The following is a 12,682-nucleotide window of genomic DNA, read 5'->3' as shown; positions in this document are numbered from 1 at the left end:
AGGCGTTATGTTTCAGACCGTTTTCGAACGTCAACTTCCCAAGGATGAGATCATCAGGGCCTCCCTGGCCCATACCCGTCATGCCCCCTACTGGCTGGAGGCGCTCGGTGAGCGCCCCGTCTATCCCCGGCTGCCCGGCGAACGCCGGACCGAGCTGGTGATCGTCGGAGGCGGCCTGGTGGGGCTGTGGACCGCCCTGCTGGCCAAGGAGCGCTTCCCCGAACAGGACGTCATGTTGCTGGAGGCGCGCCAGGTCGGCTGGGCCGCCTCCGGCCGCAACGGCGGCTTCTGCGAGGCGAGCCTGACCCATGGCGAGAAGAACGGCCAGCGCCGCTGGCCGGAGGAATACGCCACCCTGGAGGCCATGGGGCTGCAAAACCTGGACGAGATGGAGGCCACCATAGCCCGCTATCAGATCGACTGCGACTTCGAGCGTACCGGTGAAATCGTGGTGGCGGTGGAGCCCTATCAGGATGAGGAGATCCGGGGGGAAGGCTACCTGGATCAGCAGCAGATGCGGGCCGAGGTCAACTCCCCCACCTTCCTGTCCGGCAACTGGGACCGGCACGGCACCGCCATGCTCAATCCCGCCAAGCTGGTGGTGGGGCTGGCCAAGGTGGCCGCCTCCCTGGGGGTGCAGATCCACGAGGCCACCCCGGTGGAGGATATCAAGCAGACCCCTGAAGGCCTGGTACTCAGCACTCCCCATGGTCGGGTGATCACGGAACGGGCCATCCTGGCCACCAACGTCTTCCCCTCCTTGCTGAAACGCTACCGGCTGCACACCTTGCCGGTATATGACTACGCCCTGATGACGGAGCCCTTGAGCGAGGAACAGCTGGCGGCCATCGGCTGGCAGAACCGCCAGGGGCTGGCGGATACCGCCAACCAGTTCCACTACTACCGGATCACCCGGGACAACCGCATCCTGTTTGGCGGCTACGATGCGGTCTACTACTTCGGTGGCCAGGTGCGGGAGGAGTACGACCGCCATCACAGCTCGTTTGCCAAGCTGGCCAGTCACTTCTTCACCACCTTCCCGCAGTTGGCGGGGCTGAAGTTCAGCCATTGCTGGGGCGGCGCCATCGACGTCTGCTCCCGCTTCTGTGCCTTCTTCGGCAGTGCCTACGAGGGACGGGTGGCCCATGCCGCCGGCTTCACCGGCCTGGGGGTGGGGGCCAGCCGCTTCGCCGGCAACGTGCTGCTGGACAAGGTGTTTGGCCTGGAGACGGAGCGCACCCGGCTGCGGATGGTCAAGGAGACGCCGCTGCCCTTCCCGCCCGAACCCTTGGCCTACCCCTCGGTGCAGATCATGCAGTGGTGTCTGGATAGAGCCGACCACAACCAGGGCAAGCGCAATCTCTTCCTGCGCACCATGGATGCCTGTGGTCTGGGCTTCGAGTCCTGAATAAAAACCGGCGCCCTAAAGGCGCCGGTTTTCTTTGTTACCACCATTTTCTTTATCCAGCTCATTCGCCAGACCTAAGCCCAATGGGCCGATAGCCCTGCCAGGCCACGGGATCCGGCTCGCCCGCCTCCGGCAGCAGGTGGACGTGGTAACCCTGCAGCTTATCCAGCAACAGTTCATTATCGACGTCCTTGAGGTTGTCCTTGTGCTGTTGCACCGCCCCTACCAGCAGGGTTTGCAAGGCCTGAGCCTTGGCCTCGGCGGCACTGTTGGCCACAAACAGACCGAACTCGTGCAGCTCGGCCAGCTCACCGGTCCGATAGCCCCCCACGTTGACGAAGTAGAGCCGCGGCCCCGCCGGTGCCGGTTCCGGACGCAACACCACCCGATGGCCGTCCACCCAGGAGATCCGACGATAACCATCCAGATGCAGCTTGGCCGGATCGCCAAACCAGGCGGCCCTCAGCTGCGGAATGGCCGCCTCCACCGACTCGGCCACCACGAACTGCAGATCATGCACCTCCAGGTTGGCCCGCCCGGCGTGGCCCCCGACGTAAAACTGATACAGATGCGGCATGACAACTCCTTAACTGACGACGCCTGACTAAAACAAGGTGGGCAGTGTAGCAAACCCTGCCACCGGCTTGTCAGGCTCAGCAGGGTCTGCCACATTCAATCCCGCACCATGGCCGCGCCGAAACAGGTCCAGGTGCCTGCACAGACCGATTGCCCAAGGAGCCGCCATGACAGATCTCTACCAATTCAGCGCCCCCAGTCTGCAGGGTGAGCCCGTGCCCCTGTCCCGCTACCGCGGTCAGGTGGTGCTGGTGGTCAACACCGCCAGCCGCTGCGGCTTCACCCCCCAGTATGCCGGCCTGGAGCAGCTCTATCGCCAGTATGCTGACCAGGGCCTGGTGATCCTGGGGTTTCCCTGCAACCAGTTCGGTCAACAGGAGCCCGGGGATGCCACCGCCATCCGTGAGCAGTGCCTGCTCAACTACGGCGTCAGCTTTCCCATGTTCGCCAAGCTGGCGGTGAAAGGCCCCGAGGCCCATCCGCTGTTTGGCTGGCTGACCGGCCGGCTGCCGGGCTGGTTCGGCCGGGAGATCCGTTGGAACTTCACCAAATTCCTGCTGGACAGACAGGGGCGTCCCCTGCAACGCTTTGCCCCCTTCACACCGCCTCGAAAGATGGAAGCGGCCATAGTCCGCGCCCTGGCCCAGCCGTGAGGCCGCCGATTAGCGGGTCAGCGGGGCTTCACCTGGGACCGGTTCGCTGCTGCTCCAAGGCCCGCAGCACGGGGCCAGCAGACGATCCTCGCTCAGGCCTGACCCAGATCAGAGCCCGCGGACTAGAACCGGCCGGCCTGATAGTCTTCGATGGCCTGCACTATCTCCTGCTGGGTGTTCATGACGAAGGGACCGTAGCGCGCCACCGGCTCCTTGAGTGGGCGGGCCGCCAGCAACAGGGCCCGGCCTCCCTGCTCACCGCCGACAAGCTGCAGGGTATCACCGTCGGACAGCACCCCCAGCTGCCCCTTGGCCAGGCTTGTGTCGGCCACCTGCAGCTGGCCCTCTATGCCAAACAGCAAGGCGGTCTGGCCGGACGTCACCGGCACAGTCAGCCGGCTGCCGGCCGGCAGGCGCAGATCCAGATACAGGGGCGCCAGGCTGACCCCCTCCACCGGCCCGCGAACCCCGGCGAACTCGCCGGCAATCACCCGCACCCGGCTGCCGTCGGCGCCGGTCACCTCGGGGATGCGCGCCGCGGCGATATCCTGGTAATGGGGCCGTTTCATCTTCTCGGCCCGGGGCAGGTTGATCCACAGCTGGAAGCCGCGCATCAGCCCGTCCTCCTGCTCCGGCATCTCGGAGTGAATGAGCCCCGAGCCCGCAGTCATCCACTGCACGTCACCACTCTCCAGCACCCCTTCGAAGCCCTGGTTGTCCTGGTGGCGCATCCGGCCTGCCAGCATGTAGGTGACGGTCTCGAAGCCGCGATGGGGATGCTCGGGAAAGCCCGCCAGATAGTCCTGCGGCTCATCGCTGCTGAACTCATCCAGCATCAAGAAGGGATCCAGATCCGGCAGGCGCTGGGTGCCGATGACACGCACCAGCTTGACGCCGGCGCCATCCTGGGTGGGTTGACCGGTCAGCAGACGGGTCAGGGTGCGAAGTTGGCTCATGTTGGCCTCCTGTGGTGACGACACAGCCAGCTTAGTCAGTCACCATATCGAACAAAAGCGTAATATCTGGCACTCATCATTCGATTAAATAGGATTGTTGGCTAATCCAGCCGCTCCACCTTGAGCCACAGCTGTACCGATTGCAGCCCCTGCTGCTGACCAGTATCGAGCCCCTGCTGGCCGGCGCTGCCCTGTTCACTGCTGCTGCCCAGGGGCAGCCACTGGCCCAGGGGCCCTTGCAGCTCGGTCTGCAGCCGGCTGCTGGCGATGCCCTGGCCGCTGCGCTGCTGCAGCTGGGGCGCCACCGTCACCCGCACCTGTCCGCCCAGCAGCTGGGCCTGGGCGGTGAAGCCGCTGGCCAGATCCACATACTGCCAGCCGGGCTGAGCCACCCAGTGACCGTTCTCCTGCAGGTAGGTCGTCATGGCCATGGGGTAGCTTTGCCCCACATACAGCTGGGCCCGCCCCCCCTCCACCGTCTGCACCTGCTGCATCAGCTGGCGCTGCCCCTGCTGCTGGCTGTCCCGCAGCTGGGCCTGCAGGCGACTGGGCGCATGGCCCAGCCCCAGCTGGCCTTGCAGTCGCACGCCGCGATCCTCGCTGGCCTGTTGCTGGCTGCTGCGCAGGCTGATCTGCAGCCGATGCAAGGGCCTGTCCAGCTGTGCCAGCAGTTGCTGCACCTGGGAAAGCGTCTCGGGCGAGGCCACCACCCCCAGCTGATCCCCCACCGCCAGCAGCTTCTCGTCCGGCCCCAGCAGGGGGCGTAGGCTGGGGATCACCTGCTCCGGCAGACGATGCTGCAGTGGGAGCAGGGTCAGGGGCGCGGCCAACAGGCTGGCGCCATAGAGCCAGCCCAGCAGATACAAGAGCCGCCTCATGCCGGGAGATCCGGGCTGCGCAACGCCAACCAGATCTGCAGCGCCTGCAGGGAGTCGGGGGTGAACTCGTCCGCCCGCGCCAGGATCTCCTCGGCGCTCATGCGCAGCACATACTCCACCTCCTCGGCCTGCAGCTGCAGCGGGCCCTGGTAGTGGCAGCTGTAGAGGCCGCCCCAGACGGGACAAGCCTCGTCCCCCAGCGGGTGGGTGCCGTGTTCGGTCAGGGTCACCCCCCGGATCCCCATCTCCTCCTCCAGCTCGCGATAGGCCGACGGCAGATAGGCCTCACCGGCCTGCACCACACCGCCACAGCAGGCATCCAGCATGCCGGGGCAGTAGTCCTTCGTCTGGGTGCGCCGCTGCACATAGAGACGCTCAGCCTCATCCAGTATCACTATGTAGCTGGCACGGTGACGCAGGTGCTCCCGGCGCATTTGGCTGCGGGGCACGGCGGCGATCACCTCATCCGCCTCATTCACCCAATCGACCCACTCTTCACTCATCTCGACTCCTCAACCCGGCTGCTACGCGTCACCGCGTACAATGCGCCCGTGTCCCCGGCTAGGCAAGGCGCTCGCTTTACGGCATGCTATGCCCCCCAGCACAGGAGGTGGATTGTGCCATTTGAAATTCGTGCCATAGACGAGGCCGATTGGCCCCAGATCATGCAGTTGCAGCGTCAGGCGTACCACGCCGTCACCCCCGAGCGGGAGGCCGTGCTGCGCAGCAAGCAGCGCCTGGGACCGCGGACCTGCTGGGTGGCCATCCGCCGGCAGCAGGTGGTGGGATACTGCCTGGCCCACCCCTGGCACGCCGGTCCCCCGCCCTGTCTGGACCAGGAATATCTGCCGGTGTCCGAGCCTGCCCTGCTGTACGTACACGATGTGGTGGTCGCCCCCCAGGCACAAGGCTTGGGCGTCGCAGCGGCCTTCTTGCGGTGTGCCAGCGCCCAGGCCCGGGCCCATCAGCTGCCCAGCATGGCGCTGGTGGCGGTACAGGGCGCGGCGGGCTTCTGGCGCCGTCATCGCTTCGCGCCCGGCGCCCATGTCCCGGATCCCACCATCTATGGCCCGGCAGCCCTCTATCTGCAACGCCCCTGTCAAGCGGAGGCCGTCGCCCCGGTCGGCTGAGCGCCGTTGCCGTTGTTGCCCGGCAAGGCGGGCTGGGCATAGAGCACCCGGCAGGCCTTGATCAGCTGACGCACCAGACGGCGTAACGTCTGGCTGTCGTTCATCAGGGTGGCGGCCTGCAAGGGCTCCAGCTGATGACCGCGGATCAGCAGCTCCATGTCCTCCCGATCCCGGCGCGCCGCCAGCCCGATGCGCTGCTCCACCAGATCCAGGGCGGCCCCCAGGTCTGCCGGATACGCCTCGGCCAGCCGGTGCAGCTCCCGGTTGCTGTGCCAGAGTCGCTCCTGCATCACCAGATACTGATGCTGCAGCACTGGGTTGTCCGCCTCCAGCGCCGTCACCCAGTTGGCCTGCAGGCTTCTGGCCAGCCGCACCGCCTCGCTGATGTTGCGTGCCGCCCCCAGCAGTGCCTCCACCGACTCTCTTTGTTGGGGGGCCAGCCCCTCCTTGCACAGGGCCCCGAAGGTGAGGATCTCGCCATACAGCTGTTTGACCCGCTTTTGATACAGCTCCTGCACCGGCGCCAGGGCATGCCCCGAGGCAGGCAGGTGTTGCCCCTTGTCCGGCGCCAGCATCTCCTTGCAGGGGATGCCCAGGAGGGCCTGGGCGCTTACCTCCTGGTACTGGGCCAGCAGGTGGCGCACCTCCTTGCCCAGGGCCTGCTCCGCCGCCACTGGGTGGGCGGCCGACACGGGATCCAGATAGCGGGCATGCACCTTGTCATCGGGGACCTGGGGCGTGGGCCACAGTCGTACCATCAGGCGCGCCGCCTGAGCCCGACAGGGCAGCAGCCAGCCGATGGCCAGCATGTTGAACAGGGTGTGAAACAGGGCCAGGCGCAGTGGATACGCCTGAGCCGGCATGGCCAGCAGGCTGGCCAGGGCGTCGTTTAGCCGGGTGACCGGCACAAACAGCAGCAGGCACAGGCAGGCGGTGGTGCCCTTGAACAGCAGATCCAGCAAGGCCAGGCGCTTGCCATCCAGGGAGGCATTCAAGGAGCCCAGGAGCACGGGCCCGGAGGCCCCCACATTGATGCCGATGACCAGGGCCAGGGCATTGCCATAGCTCACCTGAGCCGCATTGACCGCCGCCAGCACCAGCAGCAGGGCGCCGTGGCTCGATTGCATCAGCACTGTGATGCCGACCCCCAGCAGGGCATACAAGACCACCCCCTGCCCACCGGCCAGCTGCCAGCGGCTCAGCTCCACCCAATCGGACAGATGGGCAAAGCCCAGGTTGATGTCCTCTATGCCCAGCAGCAGGAAGCCCACCCCCGACAGCGCCATGCCGATGGCCCGCCCGCCCCAGCGCGGCAACGAGATGAGCAGCATGCCCAGTACCAGCAAGGGCTGGCCATAGGTCCCGAGTGGCACCGTCATACCCAAGCTGGCCATCAGCCAGCCCCCCGTGGTGGTGCCCAGGCTGGCGCCGGCCAGTATGCTGATGCCGGCCAGCAGGTTGATGAGACCGGCGGAGATAAACGACAGGGTCAACAGCAACACCAGCGAGCTGGACTGGGTAAGGATGGTGGTCCCCAGACCCAGCAGCCAGGCCTGCCACGGCCGGGCCGTCACGCGCCTGAGCCCCTGGCGCAGCTGGCCGGAGGCGATCTGCGCAAAGCCCTGCTCCAGGAAGAACATGCCGAACAGGAAGATGGCAATGCCCGCCGCCACCTGACGCAGGCTGGGATGACTGCCCAGCAGCCAGAGCCCCCCCAGCAGCAGCAGGGCCAGCAACCAGCCCCGCTGACGGGCCAACCGGGCCAGCCAACGGGTCTGGGTTGCTTGCCAATCCTCGCGGTTCAATGCCAGCCAATGCGCCATAACCAGGTCTCCGCAGCCTCTCTTCAGAAGTTAGCCCATGGGTGGCGCAGACTTTTGTGGCTGTCATCAATCTTTCAGACAAGTGCCACGGGCTTGCCACCCGGGCTCCCTATCTTGGCAGCCGTCCCACCCGCTTGGAGTCCAGGATGATCAAGATTTTTCGCAGCGGCCTGCCACGCCAGATCGCACGCCATGTGATGGCCTACTATCAGGGCAGCTTCTTCATCGAGATGGAGGGCCCCTTTCGCTTCGACAAGGGCTTCGTCTGCTACGAGGGTGGCCTGGATCCCACGGCCCTACAGACCATAGCCCGCATCAATAAGGAAGTGCGGGCCATGCACAGATTTCGGCCTTAAATGAAACGGCCCTCATTCGCGAGGGCCGTTGTTGATCTGGATGACCTTGCCATCCTTGATGGTGACGATTTGCATAAACTGCCCCTTGCCCATGGAGAGGGTCCAACGCTCCCCCTCCTTGATCTGGGTCAGCTCACCGCTCTTACTCTCCTGCCGACGGGTGATGTCCTCCACCAGCAGCGGCTTGCCGCAACGGGCCACCACAGCCGATGCCGGCTCACCCTCCTGTACAACATGACTGCCACAACGCAAGATACCCGACTGAGCGGCCAGGCTAGCGGTGGCCAGACACAGACCCACGACCCATCTGCTTTTTGTCACGATTGATGCTCCGGTTGCTGTAATCGGAGCCAAATATATCCCTCGCCACCCTGGCTCGCCAGTGGCCTGCGCACATCACTTAATCTTTTTTTACAAAGGTTGATGTCGGAGTATTCGGACAAAAAGCCGCAAGCAGCGGATCCGTCCAACGACGACGGCCATTCCCTGTCCGCACAGGGAGGGCAGGGTTCAGCTAGATGCGAACGAGGGCGAATGACTCGCCCTCATTCTTGAAGGGAAAAGCACGGGGGACACCGGCTGATCGCAGAGCGGGATCTGCTGCGCCCCCCGCTGATATCACGCCGACACCACCACAATGCCGGACTCGGTGACCAGATAGCCCCGCGCCCGATCGGCATCATGGTCATAGCCAATCTCGACCCCGTCTGGGATGACCACGCCCTCGTCTATGATGGCCCGCCGTATCTTGACCTTGCGCCCCACCGTCACCCCTTCAAACAGTATGCAGTCTTCCAGCAGGCTGTAGCTGTTGATCCGGCAGCAGGGGCCCAGGATGGAACGGCGCACCGTGCTACCGCTGACCACGCAGCCGCCACAGACATAGGAGTCCAGGGTCTGACCGCGGCGCCCCTCGTCATCAAACACCGTCTTGGCCGGTGGGTAGATGCTGGGCTTGGTCAGGATGGGCCACTGATAGTTGTAGAGATTGAGCTGGGGACTGACACCAATCAGGTCCATGTTGGTCTCGAAATAGGAGTCAAGCGTGCCCACATCCTTCCAGTAGCCCCGCTCGGCCTCCTGCATCTGCGGCACCTCGTTCTGGGTGAAGTTGTAGGCAAACACCCGGTCGCCCTGCTCCAGCATCATGGGGATCACGTGCTTGCCGAAGTCCAGATCCTCATAGCGGTCCAGACCGGCCTTGAGCACCTCGATCAACTTAACCCGGGAGAAGATGTAGTTGCCCATGGAGGCATAACAGGTTTCCCGCCCCGGGATGGTCTGGGGTTGCTTGGGTTTCTCGGCAAAACAGGTGATGCGATCGCTGGTATCCACCGAGAAGACGCCAAACCGACTGGCCTCGAGCTGGGGCACCTCCAGGGCGGCGATGGTGATGTCCGCCTGTTGGCAGTCATGGAAATCGATCATCTGGCGGATATCCATCTTGTAGATGTGATCGCCGCCGAAGATGGCCACGAAGTCCGCGTCTGACTCCTCCAAGAAGCGCAGGTAGTGGCAGATGGCATCCGCCGTCCCCTTGAACCAGGCCTCCCGCTCGCTGTTGGTCTCCGGCGAGATGTCATCGAAGAACTCATCCTTGCCGGCCCAACGGTTCCAGGACTCACGGATGTGCTTGTTCAGGGTATAGGAGCGGTACTGGGTCAGGACGTAAACGTTGCGGATCCCCGAATGGAAAAAGTTGCTCAGCACGAAGTCGATGATCTTGTACTTGCCGGCAAAGGGGACGGCGGGTTTGGGACGGCGCAGGGTCAGCGGGCTCAAGCGCTCCCCCTTACCGCCAGCCAACACCATGCCTATGATCTTCTTACGAGTTTGATGCTGATAAGCCATGCAATGGTTCCTTCTGCTTTTCTGAATATCAATACTGATCCAGGGCTGTACCTTGTCCCGGCGATTCCTTCGCCCTTGAAAACGGTATCATGCCACAAGGGGAAAAGCCCACGTCCAGTGCTTTTCTTGCTTGATGAGCAAACAGTGATTCACCAATCAGTTAAGCAATATCCCATGGCAGTCTTATTGCCAACCTGTAAAAAACTGCTATCTCCTCGAAAATGAGCAAAAAAAAGAGCGCCAGAAGGCGCTCTTTTTACTGAGGATGGCTTAGGCCACGCTGCAGGGCTTCAGATACCAGATGTAGTCGGCATAGTCCTGGATGGAGCGGTCGGAGTTGAACTTGCCCATGGTGGCAGAGTTCACGATGACCGCCTTGGCCCAAGCCTGCTTGTCGCGATACAGGGCATCAACCTTCTTCTGGGCTTCGGAGTAGGACTCGAAGTCGGCCAGGGCCAGATAGGTGTCACCACCGTCCAGCAGGGCGCGCTTGATGGAGGACAGCTCGCCCGGACGACCCGGGGTGAAGAAGTCGGTGTCCATCCAGTCCAGCACGGCCTTGATTTCCGGGTTGGCGTAGTAGTAATCCCAGGGGTTGTAACCCTTGGCCTTCACTGCCTTCACCTCGTCCACGGTCAGACCGAAGATGGCGTTGTACTCGGCACCGGCTTCCTCGGCGATCTCGATGTTGGCCCCGTCCAGGGTCCCCAGGGTGATGGCGCCGTTCATGGCCAGCTTCATGTTGCCGGTACCGGAGGCTTCGTAACCGGCAGTGGAGATCTGCTGGGATACGTCGGCCGCCGGGATCAGCTTCTCAGCCAGGCTCACGCGGTAGTTCGGCATGAAGACAACCTTCAGCTTGCCCTTGATGCGCTCATCGTTGTTCACCCGCTCTGCCACCTTGTTGATGGCATAGATGATGTCCTTGGCCAGCTTGTAACCAGGCGCCGCCTTGGAACCGAAGATGAACACACGCGGATGCATGTCGTAGTCCGGGTTGGCCAGCAGACGACGGTACAGGGCCATGATGTGGATCAGGTTCAGCTGTTGACGCTTGTACTCGTGCAGACGCTTGATCTGGATGTCGAAGATGGCCTCGGCGCTGACGTCGATCCCGGTCTCGGCCTTGATCACCTTGACCAGCTTCTCCTTGTTGGCACGCTTGATGTCCATGAACTGCTTCTGGAAGGCAGCATCATCGGCATGCTTCAGGGCGCCACGCATCAGGTCCAGCTTCAGCGGCCATTCGGCACCCACGGTATCGGTGTACAGCTTGGCCAGCTCAGGGTTACAGGAGAGCAGCCAGCGACGCGGGGTCACCCCGTTGGTCACGTTGCACATCTTCTCCGGCCACAGGGCGGCGAACTCGGGGAACAGATCTTCCTTCACCAGCTTGGAGTGGATTTCGGCCACACCGTTGACCTTGTGAGAGCCGATCACACACAGGTTGCCCATGCGCACCTTGCGAACATCACCCTCTTCGATGATGGACAGCTTGGCCTTGACGGCATCATCGCCGGGCCACTTGGGCTCAACCAGATCTTCCAGGAAGCGACGGTTGATTTCGTAGATGATTTCCAGGTGACGCGGCAGCACCCGTTCGAACAGGTACAGGGCCCACTTTTCCAGGGCTTCCGGCAACAGGGTGTGGTTGGTGTAGGAGAACACCTTGTAGCAGATGGCCCAGGCGGCATCCCAATCCAGCTCTTCTTCGTCCACCAGGATACGCATCAGTTCCGGGATGGCGATGGTGGGGTGGGTGTCGTTCAGCTGGATGGCGATCTGCTCGGCAAACTTGCTGAAGTCGCTGCCATGGGCACGCTTGTAGCGGCGCATGATGTCCTTCAGGGAGCAGGCGCAGAAGAAGTACTGCTGCACCAGACGCAGGATCTTACCGGCTTCGGACTCATCGTTCGGGTAGAGCACCTTGGAGATGGTTTCCGCCTGAGCCTTTTCGGCCTGGGAGTCGATGTAACCACCGGCGTTGAACACGTCCCAATCGAAGAATTCGGAGGCGCGGGATTCCCACAGACGCAGGATGTTAACGGTCTTGCCTTCGTAGCCAACGACCGGGATATCCCAAGGTACCCCTTTGATCTTCTGACCGGCGTGCCACACCTTCTTCATCTTGCCGTCTTCGCCGAACACGGTTTCGACGTAGCCGTAGAGGGGGATTTCCTGAATGGATTCAGGACGGCAGATTTCCCAGGGGTTGCCGTATTCGCGCCAGGAGTCCGGACGCTCGATCTGACGGCCGTCGCGGATCTCTTGGCGGAACAGGCCGTGCTCGTAGTGCAGACCGTAACCGATGGCCGGCAGGTTCAGGGTAGCCAGGGAGTCGATGAAGCAGGCAGCCAGACGACCCAGACCGCCGTTACCCAGCGCCATGTCCGGCTCTTCTTCGCACAGATCGGCGATGTCGATGCCCAGCTCCTTGAGCGCGGCACCACTGGTTTCGTACAGACCCAGGTTGTGCAGGTTGTTGGCAGTCAGGCGGCCCATCAGGAATTCAGCAGACAGGTAGTGCACGGCACGGGTGTCTTGCTTGAGATGGGTCTGCTGGGTTTGCGTCAGACGCTCATAAACCTGCTCATTGACTGCTGCGCAGGTGGCCTTCCACCAGGATTGGCGGCTTGCCTTCTCTTCGCTGGTGCCCAGCGTGGAACGCAAGTGGTGAATGATGTTTTGCTTCAGCTGGTCTTTGTCGAGCGAACCTGGCTGTTCAACTTTTTTCTTCGCCATAACCGATTTCCTTCATTACTCGAGAGTTTTGCCTCAGGGGCTACCGGGTGGAATTATAAGGTCTATTAATCCGGCAGCAGAATACTACCCAATGGGGTAGCCGTAAAATTTAACCTAAGTCACATTTCACCCTGGTTATCCCCCCCCATTTTCATGAAAGTATTTTCAAAAACAAGCCGATGATATCAAGTATAAATTTAATTAAATATCATATAGTTATGCTTAATTTTTGACTTAAGAAATTATAACTAGCATATTTTTCTTGAAATACCATGAAAATATCTGAAAATGAACACACTTCAATCGCAG

12 protein-coding genes are annotated in these 12,682 nt (G+C 62.5%); 4 read left to right on the top strand and 8 right to left on the bottom strand.

Annotation, left to right across the window (positions count from 1 at the left end):
- Positions 1-7: 7 nt before the first annotated feature.
- Complete coding sequence (locus ABHF91_RS06305) at positions 8-1,408, top strand: NAD(P)/FAD-dependent oxidoreductase (RefSeq protein WP_409422613.1); 1,401 nt, start codon at positions 8-10, stop codon at positions 1,406-1,408.
- Positions 1,409-1,469: 61 nt separating this feature from the next.
- Here the strand turns inward: ABHF91_RS06305 and ABHF91_RS06300 are convergent, their stop codons facing one another.
- On the bottom strand, positions 1,470-1,985 hold the full coding sequence (locus ABHF91_RS06300) for a DUF1543 domain-containing protein (RefSeq protein WP_409422612.1): 516 nt from the start codon (positions 1,983-1,985) through the stop codon (positions 1,470-1,472).
- Positions 1,986-2,151: 166 nt separating this feature from the next.
- On the opposite strand from ABHF91_RS06300, the gene ABHF91_RS06295 reads away from it, so the two are divergent.
- Positions 2,152-2,637: a glutathione peroxidase gene (locus ABHF91_RS06295; RefSeq protein WP_409422611.1), complete on the top strand. Its 486-nt coding sequence runs from the start codon at positions 2,152-2,154 to the stop codon at positions 2,635-2,637.
- Between the two features lie 122 nt (positions 2,638-2,759).
- Here ABHF91_RS06295 and ABHF91_RS06290 read toward each other — a convergent pair whose 3' ends face one another.
- The 3 genes from ABHF91_RS06290 to yfcD all read right to left on the bottom strand — a co-directional run bounded on the left by ABHF91_RS06290 (position 2,760) and on the right by yfcD (position 4,974).
- Positions 2,760-3,593 (bottom strand): pirin family protein, encoded by an 834-nt coding sequence (locus tag ABHF91_RS06290; RefSeq protein WP_409422610.1) that lies wholly within the window; start codon positions 3,591-3,593, stop codon positions 2,760-2,762.
- 101 nt (positions 3,594-3,694) lie between these two features.
- A complete protein-coding gene (locus ABHF91_RS06285; RefSeq protein ID WP_409422609.1) occupies positions 3,695-4,471 on the bottom strand; it encodes a hypothetical protein in 777 nt (258 codons plus the stop codon).
- A complete protein-coding gene (gene yfcD, locus ABHF91_RS06280) occupies positions 4,468-4,974 on the bottom strand; it encodes an NUDIX hydrolase YfcD (RefSeq protein ID WP_409422608.1) in 507 nt (168 codons plus the stop codon). The genes ABHF91_RS06285 and yfcD overlap by 4 nt, the downstream gene beginning before the upstream one ends.
- Before the next feature lie 114 nt (positions 4,975-5,088).
- On the opposite strand from yfcD, the gene ABHF91_RS06275 reads away from it, so the two are divergent.
- Entirely contained in the window at positions 5,089-5,601 is a 513-nt protein-coding gene (locus tag ABHF91_RS06275; RefSeq protein WP_409422607.1) for a GNAT family N-acetyltransferase, read from the top strand.
- Here the strand turns inward: ABHF91_RS06275 and ABHF91_RS06270 are convergent.
- Positions 5,571-7,424, bottom strand: a complete 1,854-nt coding sequence (locus tag ABHF91_RS06270; protein WP_409422606.1) for a Na/Pi cotransporter family protein — start codon at positions 7,422-7,424, stop codon at positions 5,571-5,573. The genes ABHF91_RS06275 and ABHF91_RS06270 overlap by 31 nt on opposite strands.
- 146 nt (positions 7,425-7,570) lie before the next feature.
- On the opposite strand from ABHF91_RS06270, the gene ABHF91_RS06265 reads away from it, so the two are divergent.
- Positions 7,571-7,780: a DUF1107 family protein gene (locus tag ABHF91_RS06265; protein ID WP_409422605.1), complete on the top strand. Its 210-nt coding sequence runs from the start codon at positions 7,571-7,573 to the stop codon at positions 7,778-7,780.
- A gap of 12 nt (positions 7,781-7,792) precedes the next feature.
- Here ABHF91_RS06265 and ABHF91_RS06260 read toward each other — a convergent pair whose 3' ends face one another.
- The 3 genes from ABHF91_RS06260 to ABHF91_RS06250 form a co-directional block, all read right to left on the bottom strand.
- Positions 7,793-8,101 (bottom strand): DUF2845 domain-containing protein, encoded by a 309-nt coding sequence (locus ABHF91_RS06260; protein WP_409422604.1) that lies wholly within the window; start codon positions 8,099-8,101, stop codon positions 7,793-7,795.
- 297 nt (positions 8,102-8,398) lie between these two features.
- A complete protein-coding gene (gene glgC, locus ABHF91_RS06255) occupies positions 8,399-9,631 on the bottom strand; it encodes a glucose-1-phosphate adenylyltransferase (RefSeq protein WP_409422603.1) in 1,233 nt (410 codons plus the stop codon).
- Positions 9,632-9,901: 270 nt separating this feature from the next.
- Positions 9,902-12,373: a glycogen/starch/alpha-glucan phosphorylase gene (locus ABHF91_RS06250; protein ID WP_409422602.1), complete on the bottom strand. Its 2,472-nt coding sequence runs from the start codon at positions 12,371-12,373 to the stop codon at positions 9,902-9,904.
- Positions 12,374-12,682: the final 309 nt, after the last annotated feature.

Origin of the sequence: Pseudaeromonas aegiceratis, from assembly GCF_046254905.1 — a bacterium.
Taxonomy (GTDB): Bacteria; Pseudomonadota; Gammaproteobacteria; order Enterobacterales; family Aeromonadaceae; genus Pseudaeromonas; species Pseudaeromonas aegiceratis.
The sequence above is the reverse complement of the archived record's forward strand: the minus strand, read 5'-3'. Positions and strand labels throughout refer to the sequence as shown.